This is a genomic window from Pseudoalteromonas sp. S3785 (assembly GCF_005887365.1).
Lineage (GTDB): Bacteria > Pseudomonadota > Gammaproteobacteria > Enterobacterales > Alteromonadaceae > Pseudoalteromonas.
In genome coordinates this window covers 1-19,385 of sequence record NZ_PNCT01000107.1, presented here as the reverse complement: position 1 = coordinate 19,385, position 19,385 = coordinate 1, and the positions used below count along the sequence as shown (strand labels likewise).

The 19,385-nt window shown below is 39.5% G+C and carries 20 protein-coding genes; 11 read left to right on the top strand and 9 right to left on the bottom strand.

All coding sequences use genetic code 11. From position 1 onward, the window contains the following. Positions 1 to 448 precede the first annotated feature (448 nt). A complete protein-coding gene (locus CWC17_RS18515) occupies positions 449 to 1,642 on the top strand; it encodes a TonB-dependent receptor (protein ID WP_138614569.1) in 1,194 nt (397 codons plus the stop codon). Continuing rightward, positions 1,642 to 2,106 (top strand): hypothetical protein, encoded by a 465-nt coding sequence (locus tag CWC17_RS18510; RefSeq protein WP_138614567.1) that lies wholly within the window; start codon positions 1,642 to 1,644, stop codon positions 2,104 to 2,106. The genes CWC17_RS18515 and CWC17_RS18510 overlap by 1 nt, the downstream gene beginning before the upstream one ends. A 10-nt stretch (positions 2,107 to 2,116) precedes the next feature. Here CWC17_RS18510 and CWC17_RS18505 read toward each other — a convergent pair whose 3' ends face one another. Then, positions 2,117 to 4,204 (bottom strand): putative bifunctional diguanylate cyclase/phosphodiesterase, encoded by a 2,088-nt coding sequence (locus CWC17_RS18505; protein ID WP_138614565.1) that lies wholly within the window; start codon positions 4,202 to 4,204, stop codon positions 2,117 to 2,119. Between the two features lie 260 nt (positions 4,205 to 4,464). Between CWC17_RS18505 and CWC17_RS18500 the strand changes: the two genes are divergently transcribed. The 8 genes from CWC17_RS18500 (at position 4,465) to CWC17_RS18465 (ending at position 10,589) form a co-directional block, all read left to right on the top strand. Next, positions 4,465 to 5,397 carry a hypothetical protein gene (locus tag CWC17_RS18500; RefSeq protein ID WP_055016840.1) on the top strand — a complete coding sequence of 311 codons (933 nt, stop codon included), beginning with the start codon at positions 4,465 to 4,467 and terminating at the stop codon, positions 5,395 to 5,397. Between the two features lie 22 nt (positions 5,398 to 5,419). Next, positions 5,420 to 6,319 carry a DUF350 domain-containing protein gene (locus CWC17_RS18495; protein WP_138614563.1) on the top strand — a complete coding sequence of 300 codons (900 nt, stop codon included), beginning with the start codon at positions 5,420 to 5,422 and terminating at the stop codon, positions 6,317 to 6,319. 3 nt (positions 6,320 to 6,322) lie between these two features. Continuing rightward, a complete protein-coding gene (locus CWC17_RS18490; protein ID WP_138614560.1) occupies positions 6,323 to 8,044 on the top strand; it encodes a polyamine aminopropyltransferase in 1,722 nt (573 codons plus the stop codon). 80 nt (positions 8,045 to 8,124) lie between these two features. Then, positions 8,125 to 8,538, top strand: coding sequence for a YjfI family protein (locus CWC17_RS18485; protein ID WP_004589139.1), 414 nt, complete (start codon positions 8,125 to 8,127; stop codon positions 8,536 to 8,538). Between the two features lie 24 nt (positions 8,539 to 8,562). Next, positions 8,563 to 9,255 (top strand): PspA/IM30 family protein, encoded by a 693-nt coding sequence (locus tag CWC17_RS18480; protein WP_055016837.1) that lies wholly within the window; start codon positions 8,563 to 8,565, stop codon positions 9,253 to 9,255. Between the two features lie 71 nt (positions 9,256 to 9,326). Then, positions 9,327 to 9,965, top strand: a complete 639-nt coding sequence (locus CWC17_RS18475) for a DUF4178 domain-containing protein (protein ID WP_138614558.1) — start codon at positions 9,327 to 9,329, stop codon at positions 9,963 to 9,965. Continuing rightward, a complete protein-coding gene (locus CWC17_RS18470; RefSeq protein ID WP_055016836.1) occupies positions 9,962 to 10,282 on the top strand; it encodes a hypothetical protein in 321 nt (106 codons plus the stop codon). The genes CWC17_RS18475 and CWC17_RS18470 overlap by 4 nt, the downstream gene beginning before the upstream one ends. Before the next feature lie 121 nt (positions 10,283 to 10,403). Then, entirely contained in the window at positions 10,404 to 10,589 is a 186-nt protein-coding gene (locus CWC17_RS18465; RefSeq protein WP_138542549.1) for a hypothetical protein, read from the top strand. A 30-nt stretch (positions 10,590 to 10,619) separates the two neighbouring features. On the opposite strand, the gene CWC17_RS18460 is transcribed toward CWC17_RS18465, so the two are convergent. The 5 genes from CWC17_RS18460 to CWC17_RS18440 all read right to left on the bottom strand — a co-directional run bounded on the left by CWC17_RS18460 (position 10,620) and on the right by CWC17_RS18440 (position 13,706). Further along, entirely contained in the window at positions 10,620 to 11,024 is a 405-nt protein-coding gene (locus CWC17_RS18460; protein WP_138614556.1) for a hypothetical protein, read from the bottom strand. A 10-nt stretch (positions 11,025 to 11,034) separates the two neighbouring features. Next, complete coding sequence (locus CWC17_RS18455) at positions 11,035 to 11,598, bottom strand: hypothetical protein (protein ID WP_138542548.1); 564 nt, start codon at positions 11,596 to 11,598, stop codon at positions 11,035 to 11,037. Between the two features lie 68 nt (positions 11,599 to 11,666). Next, positions 11,667 to 13,043 (bottom strand): class II fumarate hydratase, encoded by a 1,377-nt coding sequence (locus tag CWC17_RS18450; protein ID WP_138614554.1) that lies wholly within the window; start codon positions 13,041 to 13,043, stop codon positions 11,667 to 11,669. 10 nt (positions 13,044 to 13,053) lie between these two features. Then, positions 13,054 to 13,419, bottom strand: coding sequence for a hypothetical protein (locus CWC17_RS18445; RefSeq protein WP_004589147.1), 366 nt, complete (start codon positions 13,417 to 13,419; stop codon positions 13,054 to 13,056). A gap of 101 nt (positions 13,420 to 13,520) precedes the next feature. Continuing rightward, entirely contained in the window at positions 13,521 to 13,706 is a 186-nt protein-coding gene (locus CWC17_RS18440) for a hypothetical protein (RefSeq protein WP_138542546.1), read from the bottom strand. A 200-nt stretch (positions 13,707 to 13,906) separates the two neighbouring features. Between CWC17_RS18440 and CWC17_RS18435 the strand changes: the two genes are divergently transcribed. Next, positions 13,907 to 14,497, top strand: coding sequence for a DUF938 domain-containing protein (locus tag CWC17_RS18435; RefSeq protein ID WP_138614552.1), 591 nt, complete (start codon positions 13,907 to 13,909; stop codon positions 14,495 to 14,497). Here the strand turns inward: CWC17_RS18435 and CWC17_RS18430 are convergent. The 3 genes from CWC17_RS18430 to CWC17_RS18420 all read right to left on the bottom strand — a co-directional run bounded on the left by CWC17_RS18430 (position 14,474) and on the right by CWC17_RS18420 (position 19,043). Continuing rightward, entirely contained in the window at positions 14,474 to 15,613 is a 1,140-nt protein-coding gene (locus CWC17_RS18430) for a GNAT family N-acetyltransferase (protein WP_138614550.1), read from the bottom strand. The two genes, CWC17_RS18435 and CWC17_RS18430, sit on opposite strands and share 24 nt — an antisense overlap. Before the next feature lie 88 nt (positions 15,614 to 15,701). Next, positions 15,702 to 18,422, bottom strand: a complete 2,721-nt coding sequence (locus CWC17_RS18425) for an ATP-binding protein (protein WP_138614548.1) — start codon at positions 18,420 to 18,422, stop codon at positions 15,702 to 15,704. Positions 18,423 to 18,554: 132 nt separating this feature from the next. Next, the gene (locus tag CWC17_RS18420; RefSeq protein ID WP_249929305.1) at positions 18,555 to 19,043 is read right to left on the bottom strand and encodes an RNA-binding protein; all 489 of its coding nucleotides are present in this window, start codon (positions 19,041 to 19,043) and stop codon (positions 18,555 to 18,557) included. Positions 19,044 to 19,385: the final 342 nt, after the last annotated feature.

Genomic DNA, 19,385 nt, shown 5'->3' with positions numbered 1-19,385 from the left:
GGCGCCAAATACAAGAAAGCCCGACTTGCAATAGTTGGGTTTTTTTACGTCTGCAGAAAAGTTATATCCAGCATTTCCTTCTCTAAAGCGTAGCCCCTTTGTGTAAGGGTTGGTATCAATTATTTTAAGGGTATGGAAGTGTCGCTATCTACTTTTAAGGACTCTAATTTATAACAGCTAAATAGTGAGTTTTTACTGACATTGATTCTTTTTTAAGCTTCAAAATAGATTACTCCATTAAGCGAATTGGTATTACAGTACACCCAAGACTCTTAACTTAACTAATCTAGTAAGATGTATAAAAATAATAGCTTATAGTTCAGACTATTTTGATCCACTCTCATTAAGTTTGACTATAGTTATACCTCATAATAATTATTCTGCAGAATTATAAAATGTCGTTACTTTTTAATATTCAGCGCTTTTTTATATAGGTTGCTGAATGTCTATGCGAAATAAAATATTTCAGATATTCGTTTTAATCGTGGGCCTACATCATTTACCAGCTAAATCGGATGAGTTTGATTTTTCGGGCTACGCGCGTGTTATTGGTGGTTACTTAGATGAAAAAGATGTCGAATATAGAGGTTACGACGACACTCTTAACTTTTCACCATCAAGCTTAATAGGTCTTCAAGCTGAGTATCAGTTTAATAAAAACTGGTCAGTGACAGCACAAGGGGTACTTAGATCCGATAGTACAACGGTATCTGGTGAGAGTGGACTTGAATGGCTGTATTTGACTTATACACCGACAACCAATTTGCAGATAAAAGTCGGTAAGCTGCGCACCCCATTTTTTACAATGAGCGACTTCTCTGATGTAGGGTTTGCCTACCCATGGATCAATCCGCCACAACAAGTTTACGACACGTATTTATTTAAAACATTTAATGGTGTTGATGTTTTTTACAAATTTGGCTCAGATGACTTTGATATCAGTATTGAAGGATACTACGGCGAAGAGTCGGGAAGTATTGGTATAGGCCCTTTTAAAACAGGCTTTGAGGTAGATAATTTAGTGGGTGTTATAGGGAAGTTGAACATTGAAAATATAGAGTTTAGAGCTTCAAGGTATAACGGTAATATAGCGCTAGATCTTAAATCGATTAACCAATTACAAGATACTTTAGAGAATTTTAATTTTAGCCTAAGTGCAGCGTCACTGACGACACAGGGCAGTGCACATGCAGATCAGCTTGGTGTTATTTATGATAATTTAGATTATTTTTTTAGAGGTGAGTGGGTAAAGATTAAAACACAGCTAGATATAATTCCGATTATACAAAGCTATTACTTAACCGTAGGCTATAACGATGCACCTTTTACTTATCATTTGACCTTTGCAGATAGCGATGTAGAAATTAACGCTAATCAGAATGAGATCCCTGTAGGCGTTAGTGTAGAGTTAGATCAGCTGGCACAGGCCTATAACAGCGTATTTTCAGAATCGGCGCCCGACTCACTAAAAACATGGACACTCGGTATACGATGGGATGTATTACCTAATCTGGCGTTAAAAGCGGAAGTATCTGCTTTAGAGGGCGATGAGGTTAATAATTCTTTTTTTGTTATCCCTGAGGATACTAACTTTAATAGAAAAACGAATCTTTACCTTATTGGCTTAGATTGGGTATTTTGATGATGCACTCTAAGTTAACTTACGTGATTAAACACATAATACTGGTGTTTATTTTTACTTGGTCATTATTGTGTATTAGCGTACAAGCCTACGCGGATAATAGCCATACATCTAAAGTGATCATTGTTGTTAATACGGCCAATAAAAGCTTGGCTTTGAGTAAGCAGCAAATTCGCCATATTTATATGGGCGGCGCGTTGAGTCGTCAATTTAAAGCAATAAATTTACCTGCCGGAAACCCGTTACGAATCGACTTTAATACAAAGTTGGTTGGCTTAACCGAATCTAGGATTCAGGCTTATTGGGCTCAGATGAGATTTACAGGGCGTAGCAAGCCACCTATCGAATTTAGCTCGGCTAAAGAAATTATTGCGTATTTATTGAAAGAAGAAAATGCAGTTGCTTATTTACCTGCTGATACAAAAATTCCTGACGAGCTAACCGTTGTAACGCTAACGCCCTAGTAGCGCTGATTTATTTTAAAGTTAGCGCTTTAAATGCTTCTTTTGCTTGGGCTTTAGCTGCTGGTATGTGGGATAGGGCTACAGGTTTTGCAAAATAATACCCTTGCATTTCATCACTGCCATTTTTAATCAGGTAGTTAGCCTGGCTGGCTGTTTCTATACCCTCACTGCATATTTTTAAACCTAGGCGTTTACTTAAATCGAGTATGGCCTTTAATACCGCCGCATCCTTTTCTGAGCTGTCAAATTGATTAACAAACATACGGTCAATTTTGATGGTATCGATATCTATTTTTGTAAGGTAGCTTAGCGATGAGTATCCCGTTCCAAAATCATCAAGGGCTATAGAGCCGCCCATTTTTTTTATTTGGTTAAAGAATTGATTGGAGTTTTCAAAATTATCGAGATAGCTTGATTCGGTAATTTCAAACTGGATATTTGCAATGTCGACGTTGTATTTAACCAACTTATTTTTTACTACATTAATGAAGTGGTTATCTTTAAGATCATGGCTCGATAGGTTTAAAGAAACGCGTACATGGTTACCTATAGATTGTTTTAAAGTGGGTAAATCTTGAAATACCCTAGAGACAACCCACTGCGAGATTGCTTTTATTTTACCTGCTTGCTCTGCAATGGGTATAAACTCACCTGGTGAAATAAAGCCAAGCTCTTCACTTTGCCACCTAATAAGTGCTTCAAGGCCATTAGTCTCACCATTGGCGGCTATTTTTAACTGATACACAATTTCAAATTCATTTTGCGCAATTGCATGACTAATTAAATTAGCAACTTGAGCCATTCGCTTACTGTTTTCTAGCATCTTTTTATGAAAAACGGTGAACGATCCTTTCCCTTTTTCTTTTGAGGCATACATTGCGATGTCTGCATTACTAATTAATGTATTAATGTCAAACTCAGCTTCTTTAGCGTGGGCAATGCCAATACTTACCCCAGTGGGTATATCCCACTGATTAATAGTAAAAGGTGTTTGCATTGAGTTGATAATTTGCTCCGCAATATTAATAACGTCGGTGTAATTATTTATATTACGCAGCATTATTAAAAACTCATCCCCTCCTAAGCGAGCAATAACATCATTTTCGCGTAAGTGCTCTTTGATATTACTGGCTACCGCCTTTAAAAGTAGGTCGCCCGTTTCATGGCCAAGTGTATCGTTAACACCTTTAAAGCTATCTACGTCGAAAAACATGATTGCTAAATCTTGATGGTTGCTTTTACAGCGTGTTAATTCTTCTTTTAGTAAGGCCATAATGAACATACGATTTGGCAAACCAGTTAATATATCGAAGTTAGCTAAGTGCTCCATTGATTGTTTTTGCTTTAAAAGTTGTGCGGTGTTTTTTTGATTAGTAACCACTTGGGCGTTAATAGTGTTAAGTAAGTTATTAATATCTTTACCAAGTTGCGATACTTCATCGTTGCCCGAACCTTGGTATTGAAGTTGGTAGCTTCTTGTTTTTTCTACTTTTTGCGTGAACTTAGAAAGTTTTAATAGCGGGCTTAATAAATGTTGGTATATCCAAAAAGAGATGATGATGGTGATCACGATACTAAAAATAACGATAGGGGCCGCACTATAAAATAAGCTCGCTTTGCTTTCATTAAGGGGCTTATTAAAATCTTGAACAATTAATAAGTAGCCTATAGGGAACTGTTCCTCACCAATTGTTTTTAAGGCAACTAAGCCTTGGTTAGTAACACTGACTGTACGGGGCAAGCTTTGCGGTTTGATCCCCTGTAGCTGTGGAGTAAAATCCTCGTACTTTAAGTAATTAGGGTGCACGTAAGACTGTATTAGCTGCCAATTGCTATCAAAGACATTTACAAATTTTATGTGCTCGTACCTATCTAACCCCAAAAGCTCAGTTGTGATAGAAAATAAATCTATCTCTTGCGACATAACACGTAACAAATTATCTGAAATATTTGATGACATGGCATCGAGGTTTTCTTCAACTGATTGGCGGTATAAATCCTCGTGCTCATTAATTGCTAAATAAAAAACAAAACTAGCGCTTAGTACGATTAGACAAGTTGTAATAATAATAAATTTGTTACGAATACTATGAAACATTTAGCCAAATCCCTTCTTACTGCCGTGCTCTATTACTAAAAGAGTTATTACTTATTGGTGCTATCTATTAATAGAAGGCTTACGCGTAGCGCTGATGTTACTTACTAAATGAGTAAGTAAAAGAATGTGTTTAAATTCATGGAGTAACTATAGCTGGTTATTTTATTTTAGGCAGACTTACTTTGTTGCAATTTCATTCTTGGCTTAATAAGTGACCTGTGTAAGACTAATGCGGTTATTTATTAAATCAGGTGACATGAATGTCGAATATAAAAGCTTGGAAACTTATGAGCCTGTTTTGTTTGTTTGCAGTGCTTATGGGTTGTCAATCTAAAGAAGAGCAACTACAACAAACAATTCAAGAGTCTATTAAAAAGGCAGATGTTGAGCTTGCACAGCTTGGTACTGCGCTTGATAATGGCACTATACGTAATGCTGTATTGCTTAAAGAATATGGCAAACTCCTTAAACAGCAACAGCCAGAACTGAGTCAGGTTGTTGATGTAATTACCCTTGATGCTACAAGGCAGGGTGCACTTTACAGTGGTTTAACACAACGACTTAAAGATATTAAAGGCACTTATTTAATTCCTCCCTACGAAGACACGCTACACAGTATTGATTTACTACGTGAGGCGGCTAAGCCTACGCTGTTTTCTGACGCGTTAACTGACCCGATTAATATGCTAGCCGATATGTCTAAGGGCAGCCTTGCGCGCGTTGGTGCTATTAGTCAAGAGGCAGAGGGCGCAGGCGAAGGTAATCAATTGGTGGGCAACCCTAATTACGGTAACTGGCAAACGAATAGTAATGGTATTAGCTTTTGGCAGTGGTATGGCATGTACCGTATTTTAGGCGATGTATTTGACCGTGTTGAATATGGGCGTTGGAGCAGCCGCCGTAAATATAGCTATTACAACGATTACGGCCGCTATCGTTACTCAAGCCCTAAACAAATTAAAACGCAAAGTGCGTTAGAAACGCGTACGCGTCAATCGTACCAGCGCCAAGGCAAGCAGTTTACTAGCCCTTATGCGAGCAAAAAATCGGGTGCCTCGGGTTTAAGCCGCAGTAGTTATACACCGCCTAAAAGCCGCAGTAGTTACTCGCGTTCGAGTAGTTATAGCAACAGCTCTGGATCGGTACGTAATAGCGGTAGCAGAACCTCTCGTGGCGTGAGCCGTGGTAAGTAAAGAATAAGTTGGAGTTAGAAATATGTACGAATTTAATGGAATAACTATGTGGTCGCTACAAGCTTTGGCGATTGATTTTGCAATTATAGTGTTGTTATTTGTAAGCCTAAAATACATTAAGGGCTGGGTTTCAAACCTTCATGCAAATGACGAAATAACAGAACGCGATAACTTTGCTTTTGGTATTGGCTTTGCGGCAGGCTTAGTCGCACTTGCCATTGTATTAACGGGTGTGAGCAGTGGTGCTTTTGCTGCCTCTTTACAACAAGAAGCCCTGCAAATGCTAGGCTATGGTGTATTAGCCATTGTACTGATTAAATTGGGCCACTTTTTTCAAGATAAGGTTGCGCTTCGCAAAGTCAGCCTGCACGACGAAATTGTAAAAGGTAACGTAACGGCCTCTATTATCGACTTTGGTCATGTAGTAAGTGTGGCTATTGTGATTCGCTCTGCACTTTTATGGGTAGCAACAGAGGGTTGGCACGGGCTGCCTATCGTTATTGCGGCTTTTATTATTGGCAGTGTTGCACTACTGCTTGTAAGCCAATACCGCGTACAATTATTTAAGCGTACCAATAAAAGCGGTGATTGTTTACAACAAGCCATTATTGATGGCAATTTAGCGGTAGGTGTACGCTACGCAGGCTTTTTAGTAGGCAGTGCCTTAGCTATTACTGCGGCATCAGGTATTGCACCGTATGCGGCCGATAACATTAATGCCAGCCTGCTTTATTGGGCTATTAGCGCGATTGTAAGTTTAGTGGCATTTATCATTTTACATTTAATCACCATAAAAATAATTTTATCAGGTTGTGATATTTCAGATGAAGTAAACCGTCAGAAAAATGTAGGTGTAGGTGCTATTTCTGCTGCAGTGTCGTTTGCTGTCGGTATTACTATGGCAACCTTACTAGGCGCATAATCAGTGTCATCAACTACAACTAGCCCAAGTAAATCGCGTTTACTTGGGCACGATATTTTACTAATCACTGTTATGGCCGTACTCGCTGGGTGCGGCCTTATTTATGAATACTTACTTTCGCATTACGCAGGGCGTGTACTGGGCTCTGTAGAAAGTGCTATCTATGCCATGATTGGCACCATGATAGTTGCCATGGGCTTAGGCGCATTTTTAGCCCGTTGGTTTAAAGATGCTTTTACCGCCTTTGCTTGGCTGGAAAGTATTATTGCCCTGATTGGTATGGGCTGTATTTTGGCAATAGCCGGTGTAATTGCTGTAAGTTATTCTCTTCCTCATTTGTTTTCTAGTATTTTTAATTTACCGCCAGATATTGTGCTTAACGGCTATGTATTTCAAAAGCTGCAAGAGTGGTCACGCTTTTTACCTTATGTGTTTGGTTTAGTACTGGGTTTGTTTATTGGTATGGAGATACCGCTTATTGCGCGTATTCGCCAACATGTGTACGGGCGCTTTTTAGAAAACAATGCAGGCACCATTTATGGTGCCGATTATATTGGCGCCGGTATTGGTGCGGCTATTTGGGTAAGCATTATGCTGGCGATGCCTATAATGCAAGCTGCAGCGTGGACAGCACTTTTTAATATATTGGCAGGGCTCGCCTTTTTATGGCGCTACCATGCTCATGTGCGCTTTGCTAAGGCACTTTTAGTTTGCCATATAGTATTACTGGCACTGTTTGGGTTTATTTTAGTGATGGGAAGTAGCTGGATGAACAGCTTAAGTAATGTGCTTTACAAAGATAAAGTTATTTACTCACAAGCAACTAAATACCAGCATGTCGTATTAACTGAGCGCTTAAGCAAAAACCAGCCAGTGCCTATTACCGATTTGTATTTAAATGGGCGTTTACAGTTCTCGAGTATTGATGAGCAAATATATCATTCAATGCTGGTGTATCCGGCCATGCTCGCATCAAACCGGCACGATAACGTATTAATTATTGGTGGTGGTGACGGGCTTGCCCTGAGAGATGTTTTAAAGTGGCCAGTGAACGAGGTAACGTTAATTGATTTAGATGCACAGCTGCTTAATTTATTTGGCCATAAAGACGGAGATTTTACAGCGCCTGAGTCTATAAGTAAGCGGTTATTAGCGCTAAATAATCGTTCAATGTTAGACCCGCGTGCAAATATTATTGTGGGCGATGCGTTTTTAGAGGTGGAAAAGTTGCTTGATCAAGGTAAGCAATTTGACACTATTTTAATTGATTTACCGGACCCAAATCACCCCGATTTAAACAAAATGTACAGCGACTATTTTTATAACCATGTACGACAACTTTTGGCCCCCGATGGCGCAATGGCGGTGCAGTCAACTTCGCCTTATCATGCCAAAAAAGCATTTTTAAGTATTGCTAAAACGGTAAAAGCGGCTGGTTTTGATTATGTTGAGCAGTACCAGCAAAATATTCCTTCGTTTGGACAGTGGGGGTGGACTATTGCCACTAAAATGGGTCAACCAGCCAGTGGGCGAATTAAAAATATAAGCGCTATGCCGGTGCCATCAAGGTGGGTAAGTAAAGAATATTTATTAGCCAGCTTTGTATTTCCTAACCAGTATTTTGAACAAATTAAAAGCATTGAAGTCAATAGGTTAGGTTCGGGTCAGCTATATGATTACTACCGTAATGCGTGGCAAATAGAAAGCGAATTGTATAAAAATTAATAAAACATGGTTGACATATTATGTCGACCATGCGAATCTTAACTCAGACATAATATGTCAAACAGCAAAAAGGCAGAGACATGGAATTAAATGAACTTTCAATAAAATTAGCTTCTTTTGAAACCGAAGGCGCTAACTTTGAGTCTTTCTTGATTGCCAATCCTGGCGAGCAAGATGTTTTACAAGTCATAGTTGATGGAAACGATGAGCTTCCAATTTTTGTTACGCAAACACAAGAGCAGTTGTTATGTATTAGCTACTTGTTTGGCGAAGATGAAGTAAAAAGTGAATTACGCAACGAGTTAAACGAAACACTACTGCGTTTAAACGTGCCAATTCCACTGAGTGCATTTGCTAAAATCGATAACAAATACGCGATTTTTGGTGCACTGTCGGTAAATTCATCATTAGATGATATTACCCACGAACTAGTGACACTAGCAGACAACGCTATTGACGCACTAGAAGCCGTGACCTTGTATTTAAACGATTAGTAACTAGTTAGTGGAGTTAAGATTATGAGTATATTAAAAAAATTATTTACAGCAGTACGTGGCGGCGCGCGTGAAGCGGGCGAAGCAATTGTAGATGCAAACGGTATTCGTATTTTTGAACAAGAAATAGCAGATGCGCAAAATGCACTTAATCGTGCTAAAAAAAGCCTTACAGAAGTAATGGCTAAAGAAATGCAAACTAAGCGTAAAATTAGCGCGGTAGATGCCTCAATTGCTGAGCACGAAGCGTATGCAGGCCAAGCTCTTGAAAAAGGTAACGAAGCCTTAGCATTAGAAATTGCAGAAAAAATTGGTGATTTTGAAGCTGAAAAAGCAGAGCATGAGCAAGTCTTAGCAGGCTTTAGCAACCACATTGTAACGCTTAAGCAGCAAGTTAAAGACGCTGAAAAGTCGATTAAAGAAAACCAACGTCAGCTTACTATGGTTAAAACCACAGAAAGCGTACAGCAAGCAACAATGGCTGTTAACAGCACGCTTAATACTAATAGCTCATCTATGACCTCGGCTCGCCAGTCCCTTGAACGTATTAAACAGCGTCAGCAAGATCGTAGCGACCAGTTAGGCGCTGCAAAGCAACTTGAGTCAGATACAAATGGCGACGATTTAAAAGCGAAAATGGCTGAAGCAGGTATTGGCGATACAAGCCCAAAAAGTGCTGATATTTTAGCGCGCATTAAAGCCAAGCAAAACGGCTAATAGTTAGTACATTATTTACAAAAGGTAATTAAGCTTAGCTTAGTTACCTTTTTTGCTTAAGGGATGTCATTATGTTTAATTTTTTCAAATCAAAAAAAGAGCCAGAACGTCAGCTTAACCATGCAAGTGAGCTTAAAAAAGGTGACATGTTTAGCGTTATAGACTCATTTGCATATCCGTCGTGGTTAAAAGGGCAAACGCTGCGTGTTATTGATATTCAAACTTATCAATATCAGCACAGTAGTGATACTGAGTTTGTGCTAGAGACGAACAGCGGACAGGTGGTATTTTTACAAATTGAGCAAGATGATGGTGAGCAGTGGGCTAATTTTTCAATCAAAATTCAGCGTGACGACGTAGAGCAAATATTTGGTCTAGACGAATTTGCGCGCATTTTTGATGAAGAGTCGTTAACCCATATACAGGTGCAAAATACGCCTGAGCAGTTTATGCAGTTTTTAGCTAAAAGCTATCAGCAAAGTGAGTCGCCATATGTGTGTTATTTCCATAACAAAGATTTTCGTGATCAGTCATTGCCGCGTTATGAGCAAGAGGGTGGCGAACCTTGTGAAATGATTTGTTTAGCATCGCCGGACGAAGGGCACGGCTTAAATATTGAAATATGGGATGGCGGTGAGACCGAAGTGTCACTGACACTAACACGCCCAATTACTGATATAGTCGACTTGTTTCCAGGAGATGCGAAGTGAGTGACGCTAAAGACAAGTGGTTACGTCAAGAGCAAGCTGTGCGTGCCACACAAATGGCATTTGATTTAAGCAGCGAAGTACAAAAGTCGATAAAAAAGCAGGCCATAGACCAAGAGCTTACGCCCTCAGATATGATCCGTAAAATTTTAGGTTTGGATGTAAAATCTAAAAAAACACGTCAGCGCCTATCGTTTAATTTAAACGATGATGAAATAGCCCAGTTAGCAACACGATTTAATGTTCAAAGTGATGATAAGCGAGCTGTAAAACAGCAAGTTGCTGAGCTTTTAATTGCCCACACAAAAAAAGCTAAATAGTGCATCAGCGCTTTGGGTTACTAACCACTTAATATAAGTGTGGGGCTCAATAAAAGCAGTGCTTTGCGTTCTTTGTACTAAGCCCTTACACTAAGGGCAACAACTATAAAGAAGTACTGCTTTGAATATTATACTGATTACTTACCTTATTATATTTGCTTTGTTTGGCACTGCCGCCAGCTATTTTGTGCGCTTTATTTATGCGTACTGGGTAAAAAAAGAAATGCCAATGAAATATATTGTTAAAGCAGGAATTTGTGTGGTGTTGGTGGTGGTTATATCAGCGCTAATTCCGTTATTAAATTAACGCTTAATTTAAGTTTTAAATAGTGTATAGCTATTTTATATCAAACGCTTGGCATTCCTGATTAATACACAGCGTTTGCACTTCTAGCACGGGTGAGCAATCGGTTAAACCTTGCGCTTTATTTTGTGCTTTTTGTTGCTGTGTAATTTTATGGGCCACTTCTTCGGCGTGCTCTTGAGAGGTGTTAAGTGTTGAATACACAACATACTTACTTGGCCCGCCACACGCGCGTGCACCTACTTCGAGTACCTTACATTGAAAGCTTGCGGTGCAACTATTATCACTAACAATGTTATTAAGGTCGTAGTTCAAGTCAGACAAATTCTGATCTTGTTCAGTACTTGATGATGTGCTCGCACAGCCGCTAAGTAATAGCATAGCGCTGGTGGCAACACTCACAATTGATAATTTAATTGCTGATGGCAAACAACTCATAACCTTGTCCTTAAAATACACTTACCGCTGAGCCTTCAAGTTTAACACATTTATTTTCAACACACTGCGTGCTTGGAGAAGTTAAATGCTGGCATGTGCTCATCATTTCATTTTGTGTGTTGTAGGCTTTTTCAAGCGTTGTTATTTGCTTTGCAAGCGAACTGACTTGCCCCTCTTTAGCTGCTTTTGTTGAATAAACAACATAATCACTTGGTCCGCCGCAGGCTTTGCTTCCTACTGGCATAACTTTACATTGTGCGGAGGTATCGCACTGTGTATTGGCAATTAACGTATTAAGCTCGCTTTTTGCGGTTTTAATATCGTTAAGTGATACTTCTTTTAAAGCGGTTTTTATTGGTTGAGATGCATCAGTAGAGGGTGTGTGCTTGTTTTCACTATTGGTTTGTTGAGGTACTTCTTTATGCGGTACTTCTTTAAGCTCGTTCACCGAGTGAGTGGCTGCATCTTGCGATGTTGTTTCTAGGCATGCGGTTAAGCAAAGTGGTAAAAGTAGGGCTAACAGTGGAGTACGCATAACAAACCTTGATAGTGATGAATTATTCATCACTATCATACACGGTGCATTTTTAACGGCAATAAAAACTATATTATCAAGTAATTAAAGCCGTTTTAGATTTACCTTTATAAACCGCCTTGAGTAAGTTTAGTGGGGTTAAGCAGCTTTTCTAATTCACCGCGTGAAAGGTCGGTTTCTTGCTCTGCCACATCAATGATGGGGCGGGCTTCTTTATACGCTTGCTTAGCTATTTTGGCTGCTTTTTCGTAACCGATCACCGGATTAAGCGCAGTCACTAAAATTGGATTTTTAGCCAGTGCTTTATCAATATTGGTTTGGTTTACTTTAAAACTTGCAATGGCCTTATCTGCTAATGCTTGTGCGCTATTAGCAAGTAGCTCAATGCTTTGTAAAATATTATGTGCAATAACCGGTAGCATGACGTTTAGCTCAAAATTACCCGCTTGGCCTGCCACAGTGATGGTTGCATCGTTACCTATAACTTGAGCGCTTACCATGGCTGCCGCTTCTGGGATCACTGGGTTAACTTTGCCAGGCATAATCGACGAGCCAGGTTGCAGTGCTTCAAGCTCTATTTCGCCAAGTCCAGCAAGTGGGCCTGAGTTCATCCAGCGTAAGTCATTAGCTATTTTCATTTGTGCTACGGCCAATACTTTTAACTGACCTGAAAGCGCTACAATGGCATCTTGTGAGCCAATGTTGTAAAAAAAGTTACTGCTTGGTTTAAAGCTTATACCCACATTTGCGCTTAAGTTTTTAGCAAATTTTGAAGCAAATTCACCATCGGCATTAATGCCGGTACCAACAGCAGTCCCGCCTTGAGCAAGCTCGCACACTCGCTCTAAGCTATGGCGAATACCAGAGGCAGCATTATTTACTTGTGACTGCCACGCGCTTAGCGTTTGCTCAAACGTAACGGGCATGGCATCCATTAAATGCGTACGCCCTGTTTTAACTATTTTGCCAACGTCTGCCTTTTTTTGCTCTAAGCTCTGCGATAGTTTTTCAAGAGATGGCAGTAATTCATAAACCACGTTAATAGCACTACTTAGAGCAATGGCTGTAGGCACTACATCGTTAGAGCTTTGGCCCATATTTACATCATCATTAGGGTGAACTGGCTCTTTACCTATACGGGTTGCAAGGGTTGCGATAACTTCATTCGCGTTCATGTTCGAGCTGGTGCCTGAACCAGTTTGAAAAATATCAACGGGGAAATGCTCATAATGCTCGCCATCAATAATTTGTTGGCATGCTTGCTCAATAGCGTTGGCTTTACTTTTACTTAAGTGATTTAGCTCAAAGTTACTTTGTGCAGCGGCTTGTTTAATGTATGCAAGCGCTGTTACAAATTGTTTTGGCATGGCTAAGCCACTAATAGCAAAGTTGTTAACTGCACGCTGGGTTTGTGCTTGATATAGCGCATCACTAGGGACCTGTAATTCACCCATGCTGTCGGATTCGGTTCTAAAATTGCTCATAAGTCGCTCCTTAAAAAGGGTTAAATTCGTGACTGAGTACGCGAGCTTCGCGCTCAAGTTTTAAAAATTTTTCAGTATCGTTATGTGCATAGTAAAAGCGTTTTAATGCCAATAAGGGTTTATATAACTGCTCAAGGCATTGCTTGCGAATGGCATTGTGTATTAGAGGGTCGCACATTTTATTGATAATTTCATGGTGAGTGCGTAATAAATATAACTCTTGTAGTAAGGGGTTACGCTGTTTTTCAAAGCTTTTAGCAACGTTTAAAGCGGTTTCTATGTAGTGAGCTACCACCATAGGCGCATGTAAGCCTGGGCGTAAGCAGTTACAAGCAAGTTCATGATGATAAGGCTGTAATGCCTGAAAGGGAGACATAAAAAAACCGATTTAAGTTAACGATAATAGTTATCATTACATTTAATCGGTTTCAGTGTAAACAGTTATTATTAAATTTATTTGCAGCGTTTAATTGAGTATCAATTATAGCCAAGAATGAATATTTGGTCTGTTTCATGTTTTTTTAGCGCCTGTTGATTTTGGTTACAGTGAGAAAGTAAGTCGATTACAGTGGCTCTACTATCACAGGTACTAATTGGTTTTTCGGTGCTTTTTTCTGTCACTGAGACAACAGCGTCTACAGCGGTGTAAGGGGGAGTATGCATAATTTTATCCTCGTATTTAATATTGGTAATACACCCTACTTAGGGTTGATTTAATTAAAGCATAATACATACCATCGGCTTATTTTTATTTTAGTGCCATGAATTAACTCACTTTTATAAATTATCTATAAAACTTTAATTGTTCAGTGCCATTTTTTTGCGTTAATGTTGTGCAATAAGTTTCAATATTGGTGCAAATCATGAATAAACCTTTCTCACAAGCGTGTGAAAACAATAAGGGTCCTATTTTAGAAGTGCTTAAAACGGTTTTTAATAAGACAAAATCGGTACTCGAAGTAGGCTCGGGTACGGGGCAGCACAGCGTATTTTTTGCTGAGCAATTACCGCATTTACAGTGGTATACAAGTGATCGACGTATAAACCATGAGGGAATAAATTTATGGCATAAGGAGGCTAATTTAACTAATTTACACGCCCCTCTTGAGCTTGACTTAAATTATGCATGGCCGGTAAATAACGTGGATGCCATTTACACAGCAAATACGTTGCATATAGTAAGTTGGCCGTTGGTTGAGCAATTTTTTAAAGGGGTTTCAACGCACTTAGCAAGCCAGGGTGTAGTGTGTATTTATGGCCCTTTTAAATACCAAGGACAGTTTACAAGTGCAAGTAATGAAGAATTCGATCGCTTTTTAACGCAACGTGACCCACTTAGCGGTATTCGTGATTTTGAGGCTATAGAGCAATTAGCAACACAAGCAGGTCTTACACTCATAAGTGATACAGCTATGCCAGCTAATAATCAGTTATTGGTTTTTAAACGGCAGTAAATCAGCGCACTGCGTTTTATACATTGTCATATGTTGGCGCTCTCGCTTTAGGTAGTCGTTTATTGCTGCTCTAAAATCGGGTTCAACAATATAGTGGCTGGAGTAGGTAAAAACAGGCTCAAACCCACGAGGTATTTTATGCTCACCTTGAGCGCCCGAGTGAAAGCAATGTAAATTATGCTTAATCGCAAATTCAATCCCTTGGTAGTAACACAGCTCAAAATGAAGAGAGTCTATCTCTTCGTTGGCGCCCCAATAGCGGCCATACAAGGTGTTTTCACCTTGTAAGCTTAGCGTTGCTGCCACTATTTTGTTGTCTTTTTTGGCAAGCATAACAATTAGCTGATCGCCCATTAGCGCCTGTAATAAAGTAAAAAACTCAATATTTAAATACCCTAAATGCCCAGAACGCTTTAAATAAGTACGTTGATAAAACTCACAAAATAGCTGCATTGTTTCAGGGCTTATGTGCGAGCCTTGTAGCCATTCAATGGTAATACTTTGCTGTGCTATTTTAGCACGCTCTTTTTTTAGTGTTTTTCGTTTGCGTGCGGTGAGTGTATTCAAAAAGTCGTCAAAGGTTTTAAAGCCTTTATTAAACCATTTAAACTGCACGCCCATACGCTGCATTATATCGTCAGTACACAGGGCTTGAGCTTGCATCTTTGGGCAAAAGTTAACATGCCAGCCAGACCAACCTTGCTCTATACTCGTTAAATTTAATTGCTTTTTTATGTAGTCGTATACGCTTTGTGTATTCGTATGTGAAATGGCAATACGCTGGCCTTCAATGGGGCTAAAAGGCACACCACTTAGCCATTTAGGGTAATAGGCTAATCCGTGTTGCTCATAGGCTTCTGCCCATGCCCAATCAAAAACATACTCGCCGTATGAGTGGCTTTTTAAATACCCAGGCGCGAGTGCGACTAACTTGTCAGCTTCATAAACCGCTAAGTGATGAGGCTGCCAACCGGTTTCTTGGTTTACACAGTGGCTTTGCTCTAATGCATATAAAAATGCATGGCGGGTAAAGGGCTCATTACCAAATAAACGAGTCCACTCGTGTGCGTCTATTTGGTTAATATTATTAAACCATTGGTGGGTAAAAGTTGCCATTACTGCTTACCTTGGGCTGCTTTATTATGAGTGCATGCATTTTAAGCCAAAATTAAAACACCAGTGTGTTTATTTACGTATTGTTGTACTAATACTCTTCAATTTCAGCGTATTGCGCTAAACATGCGGTTAGCCTAGTTAGGTCTAGTGGTTTTGCAAGATGCTGATTAAAGCCAACAGCTTGAGCATGGGCTTTGTCTTCAGGCATAACATCGGCGGTCAGCGCAATAATGGGTAGCTCTACCTCACTCTTAAATTGCCTAATTAGGGCGGTGGCTCTGTAACCATCCATTATTGGCATTTGGCAGTCCATTAAAATTAAGTCAAAGTGTTGCTCTTTTACTGTATCTACTGCCGCTTCACCATTTTCGACAATATGGGCAACAATACCTAATGAGCCTAGCATGGCTTTAATTACCATTTGGTTTACGGGGTTATCTTCTGCTACTAGCACTTTTAAGGCCGCCAATTTAGTACCCGAGTATACAAGCTCGGCTTGCTCTTGTACTGGGCTGGTGCGAAGCTCAACGTTAAATTTAAACGTAGAGCCAACGTTTGGTTCGCTCTGTAACGTGACGTTACCGCCCATTAATTTACTGAGCTCTTTTACGACAGTTAAGCCCAGGCCTGTGCCACCGTATCGCCTTGATGTTGAGTCGTCTGCTTGGGTAAAGGCACTAAATAGCTTGGATTGTTGAGTTGGTTTTATACCAATACCGGTATCTGTCACGGTGACTGTTATTTTGACCTTATCAGTACTGATAAACTCTCCATCAAAAGCCACCGCTACTTTACCTTGCTCTGTAAATTTTATAGCGTTGCTACAAAGATTCAGCACTACTTGCTCAAATCGTAAAGGGTCGCCTATATACCAAGTATCTACCGGAAGTTGGTTTGTAACCTGCCAGCCAATCCCTTTGTTGGCTGCACTGGCTTCAAACATTGTGTTAATACGCTTTATAATTGTATCTAAGTCGAACGCTGTGCTTTCGAGCTTGAGCTTATGTGATTCAATTTTTGAAATATCGAGAATGTCATTAATCAAGTTCAGCAAGCTTTTAGATGAAGAGTTTATTTTATCTAGGTAACCAATAAGTGTTTGTGCGTTATCTTCTTTGCGCGCTAATGATGAAAAACCAATAACTGCATTTAATGGTGTGCGTATCTCGTGACTCATATTGGCTAAAAATCGACTTTTGGCCTGATTAGCTAAGTCTGATTGTTTTTTGGCTTGCGCAAGCGAGTGAGTGCGCTCTGCAACCTTTCGGGTAAGGGCTATTTGTTGCTGATTAAAAAGTAGTAAAACAGTTAAAATTAAAGCACATACAACTAACTGTAAGGCCATTAAAAATAGTGTTAGTTGGTTACTATGTGGGGCAAGGTATTTTTCTTTTAAAGCCAATTGTACATTCCACGTTTGCCCTCCAAAGTTAAGTTTTAGCCTCATAATACGGCTACCCTGTGCAATACTTAAACTTTTGCCGTAGTTACTGTAAAAGGCGGGCTTATTTTCATCTTCATAGAGTGCAATAGAAAACATTTCTGATTGTTGTTCGCTAATCGCTTGCTCAATAATATTACGTACTAAAAACACACCTGTTGCATAGCCTTTTATAATAGTTTTTTGCTGTTGATGCTCGTAAACGGGTGCAAATAGTAGGTAGGCTGGTTCTGGCTCAGATGTTTGCACTAGCTGAATAATTTTTGTGCTAACTGGCTGGTATTTAATTACTGGGTTGATTAACGACGCTTTTCTATCTGGGTTTGAATATACATTAAAACCAACTGCTTTTTGGTTGCCATTAAAAGGGGCAATGTACTTAACAATAACCATAGGATCGTCTGGCTCAAGAGGCTCCCCCACAATTTCAAAGTCTAGATGGTATATATTGGCAACTTCTTGGGTAAATGAAGCTTGCTCACTTTGCGCTATTTTTTGATTCCACGAAAGCGCTTTAATAAATGAATGCTGTGCTAATAACTCACTAGCATAGGCATAAAAGTCTTGTTGATTCAAATTTGGGGTAGATTGCACTTGGCTGGCTAAGCTTTGCACCGCGATTAAGCTTTGGTTGATATAGCGATATAAACTACTTTCTATCACCTGCGCTTCACGTTCAGCGACTTTAACGGTGTTTTGCCTGTTTTCTTGGTTATAAAGTTGAGTGGTTATAGCAACAGATATAAATAAAATACTACACACCGCTAAAGTAGGCAGCGGTGTTATTGGCCTATTTTCCCCTTTAATCTGAGATAAGACCAATAGTAGCGGGGTAGCAATAATGACCCCTAATGAGTCTCCTAACCACCAAAATAAAACATTTTGCCAATGATCTTTAATATCGTACGCGGGATTAAATTGGCTTAGTGCAAATACCCCAAAATTTGCAGAGATTAAGCTTACCCCAATCCCCACAACAAAAATAAAATAAATGATACTTGCGCGTTTTTTAAAAAATAGCGGGTGACCCAGCCAATACTTTAGTAAGCCAGCCCCCACCATTGCTTGCAATACAATACCAATCGCAATATAGGTGGCTTGGCTGAAAGTGTTGCCAACCAACACCATATCGTGTGCTGAACTATCAAAAATATTAAAATTAAATGCAAAGGCTGCTACAAAAAGCGCTGGAGCAAAGCGCCACCACCAAATATAGCATCCGACTAAAGCAATGCCTGCAGGCAACCATACGGGAATAATTTGAGTATTAAAGGCGAGTTTTGTAAGTGAGATCCCAATTAAAAAGTACGCTAATGAAAAAACTATGTAAAAGACAACAGAATGATATTTTGAATTAAAATTTTTCACATAGCTTCCTGACTTTTCAAAAGGGCTTAATTTTTAAATATCAGTATAGCGAACAGTATGTTATTTGCGGTATTTTTTATACATGTTTTACAAAGTGCAGGCTGTGTAACCTGCAAGCAATTCATGTAGCCGTTAAGGCTGGTTGCTAAGTTGCTGTTTTTGTTGTTGTAAAATAGAAACTTGTTGCTCTACGGCGCTAATGAGTGCGTTATAGCGGTTTTGAATGGTCGCAGTTTTGGTGGCAATTGCATCGGCTATTGATTCGGCGCCCATTCTATTAGCTTGGTCTTGAGTAATATAGCTGGCTTGTTGGGTCGCGTCGGCTAAGTCTTCTTTATAATTTTTAATAGTAAGCTGGTGGCGTTTAATTTCACGCTCGATTCTTTGGATCTCTATGTAGTTATCTACAGAGGCGCCAGGCATAGTCGGTGAATTTGCATTATTGCCGTATTTATCGGCAATCATAGGTTGCTTTAGTTTAATTACTTCTGCATTGTCAGCGCATGGCGTTTGGCTAAATGTAGCGACCCCTTTGATTGTGCATTTGTATACCGTAATGTCTTGGGCTGCGTGTGTACTTAAAGCGACAAGACCTATTAAAGGTGTTATTAGACGAAACATAATTAAACTTACGCGACTGTTGATGTGATTAATAATGCCGTAACTACAAAGTGTATTCAATGTGTTTTATTTTTCATCGCAACAACGTGGCTTTAATAATTCCAGTAACCCTGATTAAGGTTTATTTTGAGGATAGGTAAACGTGTTGATAGCTAGGAAAAAGTTTACTATTTAGTTGTTCTTGGCAATTGCTTCTGCATTGGCCTAACTTCTGCTTCCATGCAGTCGTAAATGAGAGCTTTTAACTCTGATAGCGGCATTTATCCCTCTAAAAGTAATTGAGTAATTACGGATTGATAAAAGTTATGGTGGAGAAGGAGGGATTAGCTTAATTACATCCAT